The sequence below is a fragment of the Exiguobacterium sp. QJM3NY_9 genome (assembly GCF_056173545.1).
Window position 1 is genome coordinate 1158783 of the sequence record NZ_CM149679.1, and the last position, 19911, is coordinate 1178693.

Below are 19911 nucleotides of genomic sequence, written 5' to 3' on the forward strand. Positions count from 1 at the left end.
CCTCCTTTTACTGTTACGATGATTGTAGCAAAACTTTAGGAAATGTGCGGTTTTGAAGTGCTTAAACAAGTCAAATCATTCATTATTCCGCTAGAATAGACCATAAGAGGTGAGAAACGTGAATCCAACTGTAAAATTAGAATCGGTCACGAAGGTGATCGGAAAGAAAACAATTATTGATAACATTTCGTTTGAAATCTTCCCTGGAGAAGTCTTCGGATTTCTTGGACCGAATGGTGCCGGGAAAACAACGACGATCCGGATGCTCGTCGGATTGATTAAGCCGACGTCGGGTAAAATCACGGTCTGTGATTTTGATGTCCGCAAACAATTTGTCCAAGCGATGGAACGAATTGGTTCGATCGTCGAAAACCCAGAGCTTTACAAATACTTAAGTGGACGCGAAAACTTGCGTGTCTTCGCCCGGATGTTACCGAATGTCGATGAAGCTCGGATTCAAGAAGTGATTGACTTGGTCGACTTGACGGCGCGGGTCGACGATCAAGTCCGGACGTATTCCCTCGGGATGCGTCAACGCCTTGGAATCGCCCAAGCCTTGCTCGGTCGTCCAAGTGTTTTGATACTCGATGAACCAACAAACGGACTCGATCCGATGGGGATTCGTGATTTACGGCAATTCATTCGGAAGCTCGTTGATGAGACAGGATTATCAGTTTTAGTCTCGAGCCACATCCTGGCTGAGATTGAGATGCTCGCTGACCGGGTCGCCATCATGAGTTACGGCAAAATCGTTCAAGTCGGGACGGTCAAGGAACTCGTCGAGTCGCTTGCTCCAGGTGTCGACTGGCGGGTCGATGATGCCTTCAAAGCGAATGAAATTTTATCCGCGTCTGAAGACGTCCAGGTCTCTGAAGTCGTTGACGCGAATACCGTCCATACATTGATGGATTCAAGTAAGACGCCGGCACTCAACAAACAGCTGTTTGAAGCCGGCGTCGAAGTCTGGACGATTGAACGAAAAGTCCAGACGCTCGAAGATCTCTTCATCACATTGACGGGGGGAGATCATATTGCGTAATCCGAACATGCTTGGTCTCGTCCGCAACGAAGTGACGAAAATTGCTTCGAAAAAGCGCTTCGCCGTCGTCGCAATCATTTTAGTCGTTCTTGTGTCGATGTTTACGTATGCACAGTATCGTGACATTCAAGAACAAATTAAGAAACAAGGTACGCTCGATTGGCGTGTCGAACTGCAACAAGATATCGTCGATACACAGAATCGACTGGCTTCGAGCAGTATTCAAGACGAGTTCCGCCAGTTTTTAGAATTTGATTTAAAACAGAATCAATACTACCTCGATAATGATATCAATCCGAACTATCCGGGTGCGCCGACGTTCATCCGCATTTTCTTCTCACAAGGATTAACGTTAATCTTACCGCTCTTCATCATCGTCATCATGGCGGACATCGTCAGCGGGGAGCAAAACGACGGGACGATCAAGACGCTTCTGTCGCGGCCGGTCCGGCGCTGGAAAATCTTGATGGCGAAATGGATCACGGTCTTACTCTATACCTCGATGCTGATGGCATTGACCGCGTTCGTCTGTTACGCGATTTCCGGCATCGTCCTCGGGTATGATGGCTGGACCGCCCCGATTTTGACCGGGTTCCAAGCATCGCCGAGCGGGACGTTCTCGACCGAATTCGTGCACACGATTCCGATGTGGGAATACCTCCTGATGGCAATCGGTCTCGCCTGGATTGTCACAGCTGTCGTCGGAACGATTGCGTTGATGGTCTCTGTCCTCGTCAAGAATACGGCGACCGGGATTGGCATCATGATGGCAGTCTTGATTTCCGGAACATTGTTGACGACACTCGGTTCGAGCTGGACAAGTTCGAAATACCTCGTTAACGTCAACTTTGGACTAATCAATTATTTGGATGGTCAAGCACCACCGATTGAAGGCATGACGTTGCCATTCTCGCTTGCCGTCCTTGGCTGTTGGACAGTCGCGACACTTGGGATCGCCTTTTGGAACTTTACGCAAAAAGATATGTATTAATAAAAAACCCCCTGTCCCGAATTCGGAACAGGGGGTTTTCGCAACGGGCAAGCCCGTCACTTGGAATCGAGAGGCAGAGCCTCTAATGGAAAGCCGATGCAGGTCAACTTCCGCGCTACGTACCAATCGTATCTTAATCATAGCGATTCCATTAATTGGTGTCAAACATGCTCGAATGGGTTTACAGTTGTCGCAAATTGTAAAAAGGTAGATAACAGATAAAAGAGGAGGGGCTATGATGGCAGATTGGGGTATTATGTTGACAGGGTTAGTGATTTGCGGATGGTGTGTATTCAGCGCAATTTATGACGACTTCATTCGTCGTGTCTAATATTTTTTTCGTAACAAGTAGGGTACATGTCCTTTTTCTTCAGGATAGGTGCTCTTTTTTTGTCTTAAAACGGCTACGGCAGAATTGTGAATTATGGTACACTGACATCAAAAATGATCAGTGTAGGAATGGTGATGCATAGTGAAACAACCAGTCATCGTCATCGTCGGTCCGACTGCGGTCGGAAAAACGAAGACAGGTATAGAATTAGCGAAGCGCTTGAATGGTGAAATCATCTCCGGTGACTCCGTTCAAGTCTATCAAGGAATGGACATCGGTTCAGCGAAAGTGACAGAAGAAGAAATGGACGGTGTAGCGCATCATATGCTCGACCTTGTCAATCCGGATGATGAGATGAGCGTTGCTCGTTTTCAGACGCTGGCACGTCAGGCGATTGCGGATATTGCAGGTCGAGAGAAATTACCAATCATCGTCGGCGGGACCGGCTTATACATCCGGGCGATTTTGTATGACTATCAATTTACAGCACAAGCGGAAAATAAAGAATTGCGGCAGGAGCTGGAACAATTTGCAGCGGAGCAAGGCGCAGTCGCACTCCATGAACGCTTGCGTCAACTCGATCCGAATCGGGCAGAGGAAATTCATCCGAACAATGTGCAACGGGTCGTCCGGGCGATTGAAGTCGCCGAGAGTGGACAGACACAAACGTCCGGTAGTGAACCGAGCTTATATGAGAGCTTGCTGTTCGTCTTACATATGGATGACCGGGATCGCTTATATGACCGAATCAATGAGCGGGTCGATTTGATGGTGGGGCAGGGACTCGTCGAGGAGGTCCGGCAGCTTGTTGACGCCGGCTTCGCCGATACGAAAGCGATGCAAGCGATCGGCTACAAGGAAATCGTCCCTGTTTTGAGTGGCGCACCACTTGAACCGGCGGTCGAACAGCTCAAACGTAACACGCGACGCTTCGCAAAACGGCAGTTAACGTGGTTCCGTCATCAATTTAATGGCGTTTGGGTAGAAATGGGAACGATTTCATTTGAACAAAACTTCAAAATTATCTATGATAGAACAGTAGGGTTTCTGAAAGCGGTTAACTCGGACTGGCCTGAAGACAGAAACAGATAAAATAGAGGGGGCACGGGGTCTTATGAAAGCGACATACAACATTCAAGACTATTTTTTAAATCAATTACGAAAAGATGCGGTTCCAACAACCGTCTTCTTAATCAGTGGGTATCAATTACGGGGATTAATCAAATCATTCGATAACTTCACGGTCATCCTAGAATCAGAAGGGAAACAACAACTGATTTATAAGCATGCCATCTCGACGTTCGCGCCGGCACGTAACGTGACGTTGTACGAACAAGAGGAAACGGAAGAAGTATCGCGTTAAACAAGACGGCCGCGGGGGCCGTCTTGTAAGAAATGCAATCCATTTAGATGAAAGGTCACTGCGAAGTGACGTTTCATCTTTTTTTTGTGGAGGATGACGAATGGTACAAGAAAAAGATGCCGGCGTCTTGTACCGATCCGCCTTCACAGCGCATTCATCATAATAACTCTTTTAATTCGTCAAATGCTTCCGCGTACCGCCGTAACGAGACGTCTTTATAGAGACAGGTCTTCGTCAGGCGGTCGTCTGTCGTCATCTCGTCGAAATACGTTTTCAAGATGAAGCTGTTACGGAGCATCGACGGGGTGATCAATCGTTTGTTATCCGACCGTTCATTGAGTTGCCGCATCATTTTCGTGATCATGACGATCGAGAGTTGCTTCGGCGCATTTTTACTGTAGAGCCAGCGGAACGTCATCCGGGCGAAGTCGAAGGCGACGAAAAACGGGTCCGTTGTATGATAACGTGGACGGACGGGTTCCGGAACGGTCTTCAAGTAACGGAGCATGACGTCCTGATCCTCGCGCTCGATATGCAGTTTGTACGTGTTCCCGAGCCGGTCGTGGACGAGCATCTCTTGTTGGGCAAAATTGAGGTCTTGCATCTTCAGCCCGATGATGTGGTGAACGCGTAGTCCGTAGCGGTAGAACAACCGTAAAATCAATTCATTGCGGTCAATCAAGTACGGGCGGGCGACGAGCTGGTGATCGGTCAAACCGCGGTCGGACTGATTCGTCCGGATCAACTGGTCATATTCTTCCTGCGATGCGACATGGTGTGGACCGAGCTCATGGGTCGGTTGGGCATACTCAATCAGTTTTGCTTTTGATTGTCGGATTTGATAGTTCAGTTGATTGATGACGGTGACGATCCGGGCGACCGTCGCTTGTTTATAGAGTTTTTCTTCGATCAAGTATTCGTTGATGAATGTCTTCCAGGCATCAAGCGAAATTGCTTTGAAATCATCAATCGTCTCGAGCGGTTGGTCGACTTCCATCATGTACCGGTGAACCTCGATTAAGTCATAACGGTAGCGTCGGACGGTCGAGTCTTGTCGACCGCTGACCGTTAAATACAGTAGATACCGTTCGATGAACTCGGGCAACGTATAATCCAGTCGTTCGCGTGCCATGTTCCGCCTCCTTCAACCTCGTTTTTATTATCATAAACCGAACGAATGTTTCCTGTCCAAAAAAGTTCAGACGTGTAGCGGCGTGTGGTATGATTAGGGACGCAGAATGTCTTTATCTTGAAAGGAATGATTTTATGTCAGAACGCGTTATTGTCGTCGGTTGTCAGCTCCCCGATGTGGCAGACCATATTTATGCAGAATCGGTCGCGGAGCTTGAAGCACTCGTCACGACTGCGCACGGGGTCGTCGTTGGACGACTCGATCAAAAACGGCAAGCAGTCGATCGGCGTACGTTTATCGGAAAAGGGAAGGTCGAGGAACTGGTCGCGCTAGCGGAAGAACTCGAACCGGATTTAATTATTTTTAATGCAGAAGTCACTCCCGGTCAGATGAAGAACATCCGGATTGCACTTGAAGACCCGGAATCAATCAAACTGATTGACCGGACCCAATTGATTCTCGATATCTTCGCCGGACGTGCCCAGTCACGGGAAGGGAAACTTCAAGTCGAGCTCGCGCAAATGAGTTATTTGTTACCGCGTCTCAGTGGACAAGGAACGCAACTGTCACGTCTTGGTGGTGGGATCGGAACACGTGGTCCGGGTGAATCGAAACTTGAGACCGACCGTCGCCATATCCGTCGCCGTGTCGATGAAATCAAGAAACAGCTTGAGACGTCGGTCGCACACCGGGCCCGTTACCGGGAACGCCGTAAAGAAAATCAGACGTTCCAAATCGCGCTCGTCGGGTACACGAATGCCGGGAAGTCGACGATCTTCAATCGCTTGACGCATGCTGACACGTATGAAAAAAATGAATTGTTCGCGACGCTCGATCCGTTGACACGTCAGTTCGATTTACCGGAAGGCGGTCAAATCCTGTTGACGGATACGGTTGGTTTCATCCAGGACCTTCCGACGAAACTGATTGCTGCCTTCCGTTCGACGCTTGAAGAAGTGCTCGAAGCCGATTTAATCATCCATGTCATCGATGCCTCGAGTGAACATTATCTCAATCAGATGCAGACGACGAACGATGTCCTCGATGAGCTCGGAGCAGGTGAAATTCCGCAACTCGAAGTCTTCAATAAAAAAGACCAATTGACGGACTTGTTCACCGGTGGGAAGTTGCTGATCTCAGCGCTCGATCCGACTGATATCGAACGGTTAACGCTCGAAATCGAAAAGTCGATCAGTGAGATTTTGGAATATCTCGAAATCCGGATTCCGGTCGAGGCGTTTGCTCACTACAACCCGGCAAAAGAAGTCATGATGAATTTAAAAGAACAATATGAAGAGGATGGATCGGTCACGCTTAAAGGGTACTTGCGTAAAGACACGCGTCTCTACTCGACATTGAAACAATATGAGGTGTAAGCATGTTTACAGAGTTAACGCATTATGAAACGATTCGCCCCTTCGTCGAGACGGCGGAGACGCGAATCGCTCCCGGTATCAAACGAACGCAAGAGATCGCGGAATACAATCAGTTCCGCGTCTTGAACGCGTTCCGGAAACACAAAGTCAGTGATTTTCACTTCATGCCGTCGACAGGTTACGGCTATAACGATGAAGGGCGCGATACGCTCGAACGGATTTATGCCGATGTCTTTGGTGCAGAAGCCGGACTTTGTCGTGCGCAAATCATCAGTGGGACCCATGCGATTGGAATCGCCTTGTTCGGGTTACTCTTGCCGGGCGACGAATTGCTGTATATCACAGGCAAACCGTACGACACGCTCGAAGAAATCGTTGGCATCCGGGGTGACGGGCGGGGCTCGTTAAAAGAACTCGGTGTCACCTATGACGTCGTCGAGATGAAACAGGCGGAGACGATTGATATCGATGCCGTTCTTGGCCGGATCACAAACAAGACGAAAGTCATCGGGATTCAACGGTCGAAAGGTTATGCGACACGGCGCAGTCTTCCGGTCGAAGAAATCGGTCACGCGATTGCGACGATTAAAGCCGCCCATCCGGACGTCATCGTCTTTGTCGACAACTGTTACGGCGAATTCGTCGAGACGATGGAACCGACCCATGTCGGGGCTGACTTGATGGCAGGCTCACTGATTAAAAATCCGGGTGGTGGTCTCGCGAAAACAGGCGGCTACCTCGTCGGACGGACAGACTTGATCGAACGGGCATCGTTCCGGATGACGACTCCGGGCATCGGCGCGGAAGCGGGCCCGTCGCTCTACTCGCTCCAAGACATGTATCAAGGCTTCTACATGGCGCCGCACACGGTCAGTCAGGCATTGATGGGGGCGATGTTCACATCGAGCATGATGGAGCAGTTCGGTTTCGACACGGCACCGCATTACGCAGCAGAGCGTACGGATTTGATTCAATCGGTCTCGTTCCATGCCCCGGAACCGATGATTGCTTTTTGTCAGGCGATTCAAGCGGCGTCACCGGTCAATGCTCATGCCTTACCGATTCCCGATTATATGCCGGGATATGCGGATGATGTCATCATGGCAGCAGGGACGTTCATCCAAGGGTCGTCGATCGAATTGTCGGCAGACGGACCGATTCGTGCGCCCTATACGGCTTACGTCCAAGGCGGCTTGACATTTAGTCACGTCAAAATCGCCATCATTTCTGCCGTCGACCATTTGATGGAAAAACAATTGCTTCCGCAAACGCGGGTTTAAAATAATTACAAACTGTGAAAAGACCTTTGATGACAGGTTGTCTGACTTGTAGGAAAGTTGTGTTAACTTTCCTGACATAGCTTGACAACTTGCCTCACAGAGGTTTATTCTCATGGAGTAAGGAAAAAGGAGGAACGACATGGCAGACGTAACACGACAGTCCAAGCCACTGTTTCCGATCGGAGTCGTTCAAGAGTTGACCGCGTTATCTGCCCGGCAGATCCGTTACTATGAAGAACAGGGACTGATCAAACCGGAACGGACGGAGACGAAACGCCGCCTCTACTCGTTCAACGATGTGGATCGTTTACTGTCGATCAAGGAATATTTGGATCAGGGACTGAATATCGCAGGGATTAAAATGATTTTTGACAATGATCTCATCAAACGAGAACGCGTTGCGGAGACGGTCGTCAAGACACGTCCGGAACTATCCGATGGAGAGTTGTATAAACTCCTGAAAAATCAACTGAAGGAAGCAGGTCAACCTGGAAAAACGTCGCTCATCCAAGGTGAGCTCGGGCGTTTCTTCAAGTAAGTACCTGTTACCATATATGAAAAACAGAATTGGAGAGGGGAACTGTTACATGACACGCCGCAACATTACACGAGAAGACATTATGAAAATCGCTAAAGCTGAGGACGTACGGTTTATTCGTCTACAATTCACAGATATCCTCGGTACAATCAAGAACGTTGAAATTCCAGTAAGTCAATTGGAGAAGGCACTTGATAATAAGATGATGTTCGATGGTTCGTCGATTGAAGGATTCGTCCGGATCGAAGAATCAGATATGTATCTCTTCCCAGACTTAAACACATGGGTTGTCTTCCCATGGACTGAAGATGGAACAGGTAAAGTCGCACGTCTCATTTGTGACATTCACAATCCAGATGGCACATCGTTCTCAGGTGATCCACGTGGTCAATTGAAACGCGTACTTAAAGAAATGGAAGAGCTTGGTTTCTCTTCATTCAACGTCGGACCAGAACCGGAATTCTTCCTCTTCAAAAAGGATGAAAACGGTCGCCCGACACTTGAATTAAACGACCAAGGTGGATACTTCGACCTCGCACCTGTCGATCTCGGTGAGAACTGCCGTAAAGAAATCGTCATCGAGCTCGAAAACATGGGCTTTGAAATCGAAGCATCACACCACGAAGTCGCACCGGGTCAACACGAAATCGACTTTAAATATGCGGATGCGATTACGACTGCCGATAACATCCAAACGTTTAAACTCGTCGTTAAGACGATTGCTGCGAAACATAACTTGCACGCGACATTCATGCCGAAACCGCTCTTCGGTGTCAACGGTTCAGGTATGCATGCGAACATGTCCCTCTTCAAAGGAAACGAAAACGTCTTCTTCGACGAAGAGAACAGCAACATGCAACTCTCTGACGATGCACGTGCTTTCACGGCGGGTATCCTCAAACACGCTCGTGCCTTCACAGCTGTCTGTAACCCGACAGTCAACTCGTACAAACGTCTTGTTCCTGGTTATGAAGCACCTTGCTACGTCGCATGGTCAGCCCGTAACCGTTCACCGCTCGTCCGAGTTCCTGCTGCACGTGGTCTTTCAACTCGAATCGAAGTTCGTTCAGTTGACCCGGCGGCTAACCCGTACCTTGCACTTGCGACATTGCTTGCGTCAGGTCTTGACGGAATCAAAAACAACTTGCAAGCACCTGCACCAATCGACCGTAACATCTACGTCATGGACAAACCAGAACGTGTTGCGAACGGCATCGATGATTTACCATCAACACTCAGCCATGCACTCGAAGTACTCAAAGCAGATGACGTCGTCATGCACGCACTCGGCGATCACATCGCGGAACACTTCGTTGAGCTCAAAGAAATCGAGTGGGATATGTTCCGGACACAAGTCACGGAATGGGAACGCGATCAGTACATGGTCTTGTTCTGATATAAGAAAAAGCAAAAAAAGTCACTTTTTCAATAAAGTGACTTTTTTTGCTTTTTCTTATAGAATAAAATTGTAAAAGTTTAATTTTTTTATTGTAAACACATTATTTTTCTAAGGGGAATAACAGTATGGAATTAGATGTCTTTTTAATAGGTTCACTAGCAAATGAGGCCAGATTCAAAGAACATAATCGGAATTTTTCTGTAATAAGAACTGTAAATGATTATACTAATTTACAGTTTTTTCTTGAGGTATTAAACGAGGATGATATACCTAATGATTATCAAAAAATATTTAAAAATAAATTTGTTGCTGGATATGATGACATATTAAAAAATGAAGAATGGGAAACATTGATGAAGGATACGCCTTTATCTGACAAGGAAATTGCATTTCGTGAGTTCGCCGCTGATAAGTTATTTATTTTTAAACCTTATATAGAAGAAAACAAATATGGCGATAAACAAATAAAGATTTCCAAAAAAAGTAATTTAAGAATTATAAAGAGACCAGAAGGTATATCTGATAATAGTGTAGGGAGTCTTGTTACGATTCCAATTTATAATGATTATAATCGATATTCGTTTGAAAAGAGATTATTAGAGTCAAGATCCATTGGAAACTATGACTATTTAGAGAAAATTACTACTTCATGTTTAGTATCAGGTGAGTATCTTTACGGAGAATTCAATGATTTTGAAAAGCTAAATGATGGATGGCATGTTTCACCTAACGATGTTATAAAAAAGGTTGCTATAGATTTTGAATTTTACAGGGATTACAGCATTATAGAAGATCACGCTATTTATATGGACTTTGAATTTTTCAGAGAAATAATTTTAGAAGAAGGTCTTTTGAAAAATGGTGAAATTGTTCGATTAGATAAAACAATTAAATTAAAAGAAATTAGTGAAGAAACGTATGAAGAATTTGAAGAAAGTGAATTTATATTTCAATTACTCGAAAATCTAAAGCAAAAAAAACTTGTTTTTGAAGAAAAACAGGTAATAAATTTTCATACTGCATTAAAAACAAGAAGATTAGTAATTTTGGGTGGAGCATCTGGTACCGGTAAATCTCAGTTAGTTCTTAACTATGCAGAATCTCTAGGCTTAACTAATAAAGATAATAATCAATTTAAAATGGTACCAGTAAAACCTAATTGGAAAGATGATTCTGATTTAATCGGTTACTTAGATACTATTAATAATATATATAGACCTTCAGAAACAGGATTAATAGATATTTTGATTGAAGCAAAGGATAATAAAGATAAAATTTTTATGGTTTGTTTTGATGAAATGAATTTAGCTAAGGTAGAGCATTATTTCTCGCAATTCCTTAGCGTACTAGAGTTGCATGGAAATGAGAGAAAGTTGTCTCTATATAGTAAAAAATTAGTGGGAAGAGTAATTAATGGAGAACAGTATCCTCATGAGATAACAATTCATTCTAATGTTCTTTTTGTAGGCACCATTAATGTAGATGAAACTACACAAACATTATCTGATAAAGTGCTAGATCGGAGTAATTTTATTGAATTCAATACTCCCAATAATCATATAAATAATTGGGCTAATAGCATTAAACAAAATATTGATACAAAATCTATTAAGGATAATAGATTTGAAAAGACGGTTGTAGATTTATATCATTTTGACAATTGGTCGAATAACGATAAAGAAATAGCTCTTAACATATTTGAAATTGAAACTTTAAATCAAATCAATAACACATTAACTAAAACTGACTTTTCAAAAGGAATTGGTTTTAGGGTTTTAGATCATATTAATTCATACATGCTAAATTTACCGAATAGTAGTTTAAGTAGGGAAGAAGCTTTTGATTTACAAATTTCTCAAAAGATTGTTCCGAAAATAAGAGGTACAGCTGAAGAATTAGAAGGGATTTTATTAGATGATGAGAATGGACTACTGAATATATTTGATGAAAATAACAGTTTCAAAGTAACTGTTTCAAATATAAAAAATAAGATTAGGGAGCTAAATTTGTATGGATATACATACTGACTCTCTTTCCTTTAAAGTATCATTCATTACCTATCATTCTAATACTCCTAACAAAATAGTAAAAGAAAATTTCGTTAAAAATTATTCGAATGACCCAAAAATGAATTTTATAGAAGATTTAAATATTAGTGAATACGATAATTTAGTGGTACGCTTTTCTTCAAATAAAATAGAGAATGCAAAGCTATATATGAGTTGTTTTGAATTTTTGAATGATGAAAATCGAAGTATGGAAACTGATGAAAATGGATTTGAGTATATTATTCCAAATAATGAAGCAGTTATTCATAGACATTTTCATAATGATGTAGGAGTGCCATTGATTCCTGGTGTGTACAAAATAAAAGCTGTAGTTGATGGTATTGATTATTACAGTCAAATTCTTGTAAAACCTAAAAACCTAGACTTTGAAGAACATCAAAAAATGATTCATGAAATTGAAAAACATGCTAATGGTCTTGCGCGAGATTGGATTAGAAAAAAAAATACTCCTGACTTTTTTAGAGGTATAGAGGGTATGGACCCTACATACATTGATTATGCATTTTTATTAGTAAATCATAATTCAGTTATTAGGAATGCGATAAGCGTAATTTCTAAAAATCCATATTCTGTTTTAGAAAAAAATTATAAATTAAGTTCTATAAATAAAGGAGAAAAAATTGATCATACATCAATAAAAATGAATCAAATGAAAAATAATTCTTCTTTATTTAGTTTGAGGTCATACTCAGATACCCAAGTCTATTCGTACTATTACAAAGACTCTTACTTTAATAACGTTAATATGTACCTAAAAAAAGTTATTTCTAAGCTAATTGAAATTTTAAAAAGATCAAATCAAGATATTTATATTTTAAAAAGTCACTTACTGTCAGAAATAGTGATTTTAAAGAGATATAGTAAATCATCTAATCAAGGTGATAAATCTAAAATTTTGCATAAAGAAAAGCAACTAAAAAAATTAGAAGAATTAGAACACTCTTCAAAGCAACTCGAAAAAAATTTAAGCGGTTTTTCAAACAATTCATTCTTAGGAAAAATTCAAAAAAGTAATAAGAAGGTGGTTTCACAACAATTTATTAAAAGTCCTGGTTATAATACATTTCATAAACTATATAATATTATTGGTAATAACTTGAACGATAGCATTAAAGATTTATTTGAGTACAGTTGGAAGTCTTCAGAAGAACTATATGAGTATTGGTGCTTCATTAAGATCATAGAATGCTTAATAGAATTGAATTTTAAACCAATACATGGGTGGATTTATAGTAATTCTAACAATAATAATTCGATAAATATTCCGGCTATTCCGGATAATACAACAATAGAATTTATTAAAAACGAAGTTAAATTAGTATTTATTTTTAATTCTTCAATAGGAACTACTCCTGAAAAAGCGAAAAGAGAAGATTCGCCATATTGGACTAGATCTAATAGAAATAAACCAGACTTTAGGATAGACATTTATGCACAAGGGGAGTTTAAAAAAACAATTGTTCTTGATTCAAAGTATAGTCCTTCAAAAAACATATGGAACAAGAACTCTTATCAAGATAATAAAGTCGTTAATCAACTAAAAATGTATGCGAATATGATAATTAAAGTTGATACAAAAAATACACACGTTGTGGATGAAGTAATTGCATTATGTCCTACAGAAATAAGTAAAGATAAGTACATTGAAGTTGACCAAAATCATTTAGTCACTATAGCGACATTGAAACCAGGAACAAAAAATAATGAATTTATAAATCGTTTGAACTACTTGTTAAACTAATGGAATATTCATTTGGCAAAGAGGTTATGTTACAAGATGAATAGAGTTTTTTAAGAGTACTATTGATTTACAGTCAATTATTTCTGAATCAAAGAGGTGTTTCAAATGAAAAAGGGATATGAAGGCAAAGAGATCACGGTCTACTTTGATTCAGAAGTGTGCATTCATTCCGGTCACTGCGTCAAGAGCCTGCCTAGCGTGTTTGATGTCAAAAAACGACCATGGATTGAAGCGGACGGTGCGGAAGCAGAAGAAGTCATGCGTGTGATTGATGGCTGTCCAAGTGGTGCTTTATCTTATGAACGGAGGGAAGCAAATGGAACTGAAACGAGCGGAACGTAAAATCGAAGCCCAACAGGAAGGTGCAGTGATTGGAGAAATCACCTACAGCGACACGAACAACGGCATGTGGATCATCGATCATACGTATGTCGATCCCGCGCACCGGAACCAGCAAATCGGCGAACAACTCGTTGCCGAAATCGTCAACTGGGCACGGGAAGTTAACGTCAAGCTACTGCCGTTATGTCCGTTTGCGAAAAAAGAGTTTGAACATCAATCGGATTATCAGGACGTACAAGCAAATACGTGAACACAAAAATCTCCTCCAGTCTCTCAAGACCAGAGGAGATTTTTTCGAGTCATTGTTTGTGATCCCTGACTTTCATTTTGCGAGAAACAACCATCGCACCGAAATAGGCGACGACGTACAACGCGACCAGTCCTTGTTTTAGCATATAGGGTATATCCATTTGACTCGCGATCAGAAAAATCGCGCACAGCAATATCAAATAGGATACAAACTGCTTATTCGGCACATCAGGACCTCCTTCACTATCCATTAATTTCTATTTTAAAGATAACACAAAGGATGCATCGAAACATGTTAAAGATGAATGAAGTGCTTACAGATACAATCGTAGAAATGCCATGGTGACGACACCGGTCACGACCGTCCAGGATAGACTTTTGCTGAAAATTGCCACCGCCATCGTCGGTAGTGCTGCGAAGACATGAAGCGTCGAAATCGTCGGAAACGCGTCGTCTTGCGCGATGAGTAGATTTTGAAAAAAGAGGGCACCAAGCAGGCAGACCGGAATGAAGGAGAGCCATTCCGTTACGAGGCGTGGTAACGTCAGTCCATGAAGGACAAGAAACGGTAAGACGCGTGGAATCCAAGTGACGAGTCCACAAGCTAAAAAAAGAGCGATTAATTCTGGACGGATTTCCATCGTGTGATCACGACTCCTATACTTGCACCACCGAGCGTCGCGCAAAGAACGGCGATTTCTGGAGAAAAGTAGCGCATGGTGATGTAAAGCATTAGTAAGACGATCAGTAAGAGGCAACTGTTCACGGCAATGCGGGAACGTTCTCCTTCGAACTGTAAGTACAATAAGCCGATGAACATCGCCGTCAGGGCAAAGTCGAGACCGAAGCGCTCAGGATCAGGGAACCAACTGCCGACGAGTGCTCCGAGAACAGTTGCGACGATCCAGCTGAGATACGCAGTCAGGTTCAAGCCGTGCATGAAAGACGGGGAAAGCGTTCCTTTTTGCGCAGTATTCATCGCGACAGCGAACGACTCATCTGTCAATAATGTCCCGACGCCGATCCGATCACGGATATGCCGGGTCTCAACATGCGGTGCAAGCGTCAGACTCATCAATAAGTGCCTGAGATTGACGATGAACGTCGTCAGGATGATGGCAGAAGCGGGACTATTTAATAATAAAAGACTTGTGATGATGAACTGGGCGGCACCGGCGTAAATGAAGACGGACATGAATCCGACTTCAAGAGGGGATAAACCGGAGGCACGACCGACGATGCCGGCTGAAAAACCGATTCCGAGATAACCGAGAACAGTTGGTAAACAGGCTTTGACCCCTGCTTGGAATGAAGAAGACACGACACAATTCCTCCTTTTTTGACATGTAAGATGAGCATAGCATCCGTACTCAAAAATGGACACTAAGTGGTCAATATTTTCATATGTTTTCTTGACATAAGTTTGCTTGAATTGTGGTAAAGACTAAGTGGTAGTGCAAAAAATCGTTAGACGAAGGAGCGTTCAAGATGGATAAATTAATGCAAGATGCCAACCGATTCGTATCAGATATGGTGGAAGGTCTCGTTTTAGCTCATCCGGATTTATATGCGAAAGTCGACGGCGTCAATGTCGTAAAACGAAAAGAACCACTGAACGGAAAAGTTGCCCTCGTTTCGGGTGGCGGCAGTGGGCATGAGCCAGCCCATGCTGGTTTCATTGGTGACGGGATGTTAGCTGCAGCAGTTTGTGGAGAGGTCTTCACCTCACCGACACCAGATATGGTCCTTGAAGGGATCAAGGCAGCAGACGCTGGTAAAGGCGTACTTCTCGTCGTTAAAAACTATTCCGGGGACGTCATGAACTTTGATATGGCGAAGGAACTGGCAGAACTTGAAGATATCGAAGTCGAGACGGTTGTCGTAAAGGATGACATCGCCATCAAAAAAGAAGAAGATCGCCGCGGTGTCGCGGGTACAGTCTTTGTCCATAAAATTGCCGGTGCGGCAGCGGCGGAAGGCAAGTCGCTTGCTGAAGTCAAAGCAATTGCCGAGAAAGTCATCGGAAGCGTGCGTTCGATTGGGATGGCACTTTCACCGTGTTACATGCCGGAAAGCGGAAAACCTGGTTTCGACTTACATGAAGATGAGATGGAAATCGGAATTGGAATCCATGGTGAAAAAGGAATCGACCGGAAACCGGTTGCGTCCGTTGAAGCAATCGTCACGGAACTGCTCGACCGACTGACAGCAGAAGTAACAGACAAAAAAGTCGCTGTCATGGTCAATGGTATGGGTGGAACGCCGGAATCGGAACTCTACATCACCTACAAGTATGTCGCGGAACAATTACAAGCAAAAGGCTACGACATCGTCCGTCCATACGTTGGAAACTATATGACATCGCTTGAGATGCACGGTTTCTCGATTACGTTACTTCCGGTCGACGACGAGCTCGTCGGTTACCTTGACGCAAAAACGAATGCAATCGGTTTTTAATCAGACTAAAAATTTTTAAAAGAAATAGAAGAGGTGGATTGAAATGAAGTTAACGACAGAACAGTTTCGTGAAAGTTTACTGAAGGCAGCAGCACAGATTGAAGCCCATAAAGATGAACTGACCGATCTTGATCGTGAAATCGGCGACGGCGATCACGGGATTAACATGTCACGCGGTTTTCAAGCCGTCCAAAAAGAACTAGAAGCACATGGTGAGTATGAAGATTTAGGTGATTTGTCAAAACAAGTCGGGATGACGTTAATCAAGACGGTCGGTGGGGCGTCTGGTCCGTTATATGGAACAGCGTTCGTCAAGTTCGCCGGAGCCTTTAAAGGGAAAAAAGAAGTGGAAGGGCAAGAACTGGCACAAGCTTTTGTTGAAGCGACGGAAGGCATCAAGATGCGTGGAAAGTCTGAATTCGGTCAGAAAACAATGGTCGACATTTGGACACCTTTCCATGAGGCCTTGAGCAAAGAGGTGGATTTAAACGCTGCACTCGAACAAGCGCTCCGTGATACAAAAGAACGTGTCGCGACGAAAGGGCGGGCTTCCTACTTTGGAGACGCGACAGTCGGCGTCCAAGATCCAGGTTCTTTATCGAGTGCACTCTTGTTACAAGAAATCGTGGAGGTGCTACATGGTTAATGTAATTCTCGTTTCACACAGTGAAAAACTGGCGACTGGTCTAAAGGAACTGCTTGCCGAAATGGCACCGGATACACCAATCCTGCTAGCGGCCGGTTTAGCGGATGGAAGCATCGGTACAGATGCTTCGCGCATTGAAGAGACGTTGAAGGCGCTCGACGATGACGGTGTCATCTTGACGGATATCGGTTCTGCAACAATGAATGCGGAGTTGGCCCTTGAACTGTATAGCGGTGATAAAACGGTCCAATTTGTCGAGGCACCGCTCGTCGAAGGGGCATTCCTCGCGGCTGTTTTAAGTGGTCAATCGAAGTCACTGACTGAAGTCGTTGACGGATTGAGAAATGAATTCGCCTAAATGATTCGCGTAAGACCAATCTCCCTTCTAAGTCAGGTATCTGCCTGCTCATTTAGAGGGGAGTTCTTTGGTGTGGGATTGAGAAGGTGTATGAATTAAAAGGTCAAAGACAAAAAAGAAGCGATTTCGAGTGATATCGAAATCGCTTCTTTTTAATAGAGTGGTGCAAAAGTCATCGTTGTTCGATTAGACGTTTGCGTTGGCTGCTTTTTTGTTCGGTGTGAATGCCATTGTCGCTTCGACCGCTTTTTGCCATCCGGCATAACGTTTTTCGCGATCGTCTTCTTTCATTTCAGGTGTGAATTGATGGTTGAGTTTCCACTGCTTTTTGATTTCAGCTTTATCTTTCCAATAGCCGACAGCGAGTCCAGCGAGGTAGGCTGCACCGAGTGCCGTCGTCTCATTGATTTCCGGGCGGTCAACTGGAACACCGAGAATATCCGATTGGAATTGCATCAAGAAGTCGTTGGCAACGGCACCACCGTCGACGCGTAACGTTTTCAGTTCGATGCCGGAATCTTGCTGCATCGCTGTCAAGACGTCGCGAGTTTGGTAAGCGAGTGACTCGAGTGTTGCGCGGACAAAGTGCTCTTTTTCCGTCCCGCGTGTCAATCCGAAGATGGCACCGCGAACGTCGCTATCCCAGTACGGTGCACCAAGACCAACGAAAGCAGGAACGACGTAGACACCGTCTGTTGAATCGACTTTCAAAGCGTAGCCTTCTGAGTCTTTTGCATTTTTCAACATCCGGAGACCGTCACGTAACCACTGGATTGCAGAACCGGCAACGAAGATGGAACCTTCGAGTGCGTATTCCACTTTGCCGTCGACGCCCCAAGCGATCGTCGTCAGGAGTCCGTGGTCTGAAGAAACGGCTTTTTCGCCCGTGTTCATCAACATGAAGCAACCTGTACCGTATGTGTTTTTCCCTTCGCCCGGTTCAAAACACGTTTGACCGAACAAGGCAGCTTGTTGGTCACCGGCGATGCCGGCGATTGGAACTTCGAAGCCGAAGAAGTGATACGGGACTGTGTTGTCGTAGACTTCACTTGATTGACGGACTTCTGGCAACATCGATTTAGGAACTGTCAGGATTTCAAGTAACTCGTCATCCCATTGTTGTTCGTAAATGTTGTACATGAGTGTCCGTGAGGCATTCGTGTAGTCTGTGATATGTGTTTTTCCACCTGAGAGCTTCCAGACGAGCCACGTATCGATTGTACCGAAGAGCAGTTCCCCGTTCTCTGCTTGCTCACGTGCACCATCGACGTTATCTAGAATCCATTTGACTTTTGTTCCTGAGAAGTAGGCATCGATGAGTAAGCCAGTTTTATCGCGGAATTTTTGATTGAGTCCTTGTTCCTTTAGCTCATCACAAATGTCGGCCGTTTGACGCGATTGCCAGACAAGGGCATGATAAACTGGTTTTCCCGTTTCCTTGTTCCAGACGACTGTCGTTTCACGTTGGTTCGTGATTCCGATGCTCGCGATTTGACTCGGTTTGATGTCAGCCGTTCCGAGTGCATCCGCCATGACTGCTAAAATCGAACCCCAGATTTCATTTGCATCATGCTCGACCCAGCCTGGTTGTGGGAAGTATTGTTTGAATTCACGTTGAGCAGAGTTGACGATTTGACCATCATGATCGAAAATGATGGCGCGTGAGCTTGTCGTTCCTTGGTCGAGTGCTAAAATATACTTGTTTTCCATCTGTGAGTCCCCCTTGAATAGTTAAGATACCTAATGCTCAATCAAAATAACAGTTGATAGATGAAGACGGCGATTGCGCCTCCGATGATTGGTCCGACGATCGGAATCCATGAGTAACCCCAGTCTGATGATCCCTTACCCGGAATCGGTAAGATCGCGTGGGCGATACGTGGACCAAGGTCACGGGCAGGGTTGATTGCATAACCCGTCGTACCACCGAGCGAAAGACCGATGACGACTACGAGGAGACCGACGATCAATGGATTGAGTCCGTCTGCAAACGTATTCGCTCCAAGCGCCAAGATACCAAAGACGAGAACGAATGTCCCGATGATCTCAGATACTAAGTTTGATCCCGTATGACGGATCGCTGGACCTGTCGCGAAGACACCGAGTTTTGCGGCTTGATCTTCTGTCGCTTCAAAATGTTTCATGTAATGAAGCCAAACGAGTACTGCGCCAAGGAATGCTCCGACAAGTTGAGCAGCGATATAGATAGGTACATCTGCCCACGGTAAGTCAGAATTGAGCGCGAGCGACAAAGTAACCGCTGGGTTCAAGTGGGCACCACTGGATGCCGCGACGTAAACACCGGTCATAACGGCGAGACCCCAAGCGAGCGTGATGACAATCCAGCCACCATTTTCAGACTTGGTTTTCTTCAGAACGACACCGGCGACGACGCCATCCCCGAGTAGGACGAGAATCAATGTTCCCATCATCTCACTAATAAAATTACTCATGCAAAAACCCTCCCTTTGGATTAAAGCGAATAATGCCTTTCTATTTAAACCTAACCCGAATTGATAACGTTTTCAATACAAATAATTGAAATATAGGAATAGAAATTTTCAATATTTAGGTTTAAAAAAATTAGAATTGGATAATAA

At 44.2% G+C, this 19911-nt stretch carries 20 protein-coding genes; 15 read left to right on the forward strand and 5 right to left on the reverse strand.

Translation table 11 applies throughout. The annotated features are described in order from the left end of the window. The first annotated feature begins 118 nt into the window (after positions 1 to 118). The 4 genes from AC0VYQ_RS05745 to hfq all read left to right on the forward strand — a co-directional run bounded on the left by AC0VYQ_RS05745 (position 119) and on the right by hfq (position 3724). Positions 119 to 1039, forward strand: a complete 921-nt coding sequence (locus AC0VYQ_RS05745; RefSeq protein WP_029333260.1) for an ABC transporter ATP-binding protein — start codon at positions 119 to 121, stop codon at positions 1037 to 1039. Next, a complete protein-coding gene (locus AC0VYQ_RS05750) occupies positions 1032 to 2030 on the forward strand; it encodes an ABC transporter permease (RefSeq protein WP_034801277.1) in 999 nt (332 codons plus the stop codon). Before AC0VYQ_RS05745 ends, AC0VYQ_RS05750 begins: the two co-directional genes overlap by 8 nt. Before the next feature lie 469 nt (positions 2031 to 2499). Then, positions 2500 to 3453, forward strand: coding sequence for a tRNA (adenosine(37)-N6)-dimethylallyltransferase MiaA (miaA, locus tag AC0VYQ_RS05755; protein WP_214771797.1), 954 nt, complete (start codon positions 2500 to 2502; stop codon positions 3451 to 3453). Between the two features lie 22 nt (positions 3454 to 3475). After that, entirely contained in the window at positions 3476 to 3724 is a 249-nt protein-coding gene (gene hfq / locus AC0VYQ_RS05760) for an RNA chaperone Hfq (RefSeq protein WP_029333264.1), read from the forward strand. Positions 3725 to 3881: 157 nt separating this feature from the next. Here hfq and AC0VYQ_RS05765 read toward each other — a convergent pair whose 3' ends face one another. Further along, positions 3882 to 4856 (reverse strand): tyrosine-type recombinase/integrase, encoded by a 975-nt coding sequence (locus AC0VYQ_RS05765; RefSeq protein ID WP_475404429.1) that lies wholly within the window; start codon positions 4854 to 4856, stop codon positions 3882 to 3884. A gap of 134 nt (positions 4857 to 4990) precedes the next feature. On the opposite strand from AC0VYQ_RS05765, the gene hflX reads away from it, so the two are divergent. The 8 genes from hflX to AC0VYQ_RS05805 all read left to right on the forward strand — a co-directional run bounded on the left by hflX (position 4991) and on the right by AC0VYQ_RS05805 (position 13851). After that, on the forward strand, positions 4991 to 6232 hold the full coding sequence (gene hflX / locus AC0VYQ_RS05770; RefSeq protein ID WP_214767374.1) for a GTPase HflX: 1242 nt from the start codon (positions 4991 to 4993) through the stop codon (positions 6230 to 6232). 2 nt (positions 6233 to 6234) lie between these two features. Further along, positions 6235 to 7512: a methionine gamma-lyase family protein gene (locus AC0VYQ_RS05775; RefSeq protein WP_475404430.1), complete on the forward strand. Its 1278-nt coding sequence runs from the start codon at positions 6235 to 6237 to the stop codon at positions 7510 to 7512. A gap of 139 nt (positions 7513 to 7651) precedes the next feature. Continuing rightward, positions 7652 to 8050, forward strand: a complete 399-nt coding sequence (locus tag AC0VYQ_RS05780) for a MerR family transcriptional regulator (protein WP_029333272.1) — start codon at positions 7652 to 7654, stop codon at positions 8048 to 8050. 49 nt (positions 8051 to 8099) lie between these two features. Next, entirely contained in the window at positions 8100 to 9446 is a 1347-nt protein-coding gene (gene glnA, locus AC0VYQ_RS05785; RefSeq protein ID WP_088836751.1) for a type I glutamate--ammonia ligase, read from the forward strand. A gap of 128 nt (positions 9447 to 9574) precedes the next feature. Next, positions 9575 to 11476, forward strand: a complete 1902-nt coding sequence (locus AC0VYQ_RS05790; protein WP_475404431.1) for an McrB family protein — start codon at positions 9575 to 9577, stop codon at positions 11474 to 11476. Then, positions 11460 to 13259 (forward strand): nuclease domain-containing protein, encoded by a 1800-nt coding sequence (locus AC0VYQ_RS05795; RefSeq protein WP_475404432.1) that lies wholly within the window; start codon positions 11460 to 11462, stop codon positions 13257 to 13259. The genes AC0VYQ_RS05790 and AC0VYQ_RS05795 overlap by 17 nt, the downstream gene beginning before the upstream one ends. 105 nt (positions 13260 to 13364) lie before the next feature. Further along, positions 13365 to 13601 carry a (4Fe-4S)-binding protein gene (locus AC0VYQ_RS05800; protein WP_475404433.1) on the forward strand — a complete coding sequence of 79 codons (237 nt, stop codon included), beginning with the start codon at positions 13365 to 13367 and terminating at the stop codon, positions 13599 to 13601. Then, positions 13576 to 13851 (forward strand): GNAT family N-acetyltransferase, encoded by a 276-nt coding sequence (locus tag AC0VYQ_RS05805; protein WP_475404434.1) that lies wholly within the window; start codon positions 13576 to 13578, stop codon positions 13849 to 13851. The genes AC0VYQ_RS05800 and AC0VYQ_RS05805 overlap by 26 nt, the downstream gene beginning before the upstream one ends. 313 nt (positions 13852 to 14164) lie before the next feature. Here AC0VYQ_RS05805 and AC0VYQ_RS05810 read toward each other — a convergent pair whose 3' ends face one another. Both AC0VYQ_RS05810 and AC0VYQ_RS05815 read right to left on the reverse strand, forming a co-directional pair. Further along, complete coding sequence (locus AC0VYQ_RS05810; RefSeq protein ID WP_088836755.1) at positions 14165 to 14491, reverse strand: AzlD domain-containing protein; 327 nt, start codon at positions 14489 to 14491, stop codon at positions 14165 to 14167. After that, on the reverse strand, positions 14470 to 15171 hold the full coding sequence (locus tag AC0VYQ_RS05815; protein WP_475404435.1) for an AzlC family ABC transporter permease: 702 nt from the start codon (positions 15169 to 15171) through the stop codon (positions 14470 to 14472). The genes AC0VYQ_RS05810 and AC0VYQ_RS05815 overlap by 22 nt, the downstream gene beginning before the upstream one ends. 167 nt (positions 15172 to 15338) lie before the next feature. Between AC0VYQ_RS05815 and dhaK the strand changes: the two genes are divergently transcribed. The 3 genes from dhaK to dhaM are packed head-to-tail and all read left to right on the forward strand — an operon-like array spanning position 15339 to position 17311. Next, positions 15339 to 16307, forward strand: a complete 969-nt coding sequence (gene dhaK / locus AC0VYQ_RS05820; RefSeq protein WP_029333284.1) for a dihydroxyacetone kinase subunit DhaK — start codon at positions 15339 to 15341, stop codon at positions 16305 to 16307. 43 nt (positions 16308 to 16350) lie between these two features. Continuing rightward, positions 16351 to 16953, forward strand: a complete 603-nt coding sequence (gene dhaL / locus AC0VYQ_RS05825; protein WP_475404436.1) for a dihydroxyacetone kinase subunit DhaL — start codon at positions 16351 to 16353, stop codon at positions 16951 to 16953. Continuing rightward, positions 16946 to 17311, forward strand: a complete 366-nt coding sequence (gene dhaM / locus AC0VYQ_RS05830; RefSeq protein WP_475404437.1) for a dihydroxyacetone kinase phosphoryl donor subunit DhaM — start codon at positions 16946 to 16948, stop codon at positions 17309 to 17311. The genes dhaL and dhaM overlap by 8 nt, the downstream gene beginning before the upstream one ends. A gap of 186 nt (positions 17312 to 17497) precedes the next feature. On the opposite strand, the gene glpK is transcribed toward dhaM, so the two are convergent. Further along, positions 17498 to 19021, reverse strand: a complete 1524-nt coding sequence (glpK, locus tag AC0VYQ_RS05835) for a glycerol kinase GlpK (protein WP_088836758.1) — start codon at positions 19019 to 19021, stop codon at positions 17498 to 17500. A 41-nt stretch (positions 19022 to 19062) separates the two neighbouring features. Next, complete coding sequence (locus AC0VYQ_RS05840; RefSeq protein ID WP_088836759.1) at positions 19063 to 19764, reverse strand: MIP/aquaporin family protein; 702 nt, start codon at positions 19762 to 19764, stop codon at positions 19063 to 19065. Positions 19765 to 19911: the final 147 nt, after the last annotated feature.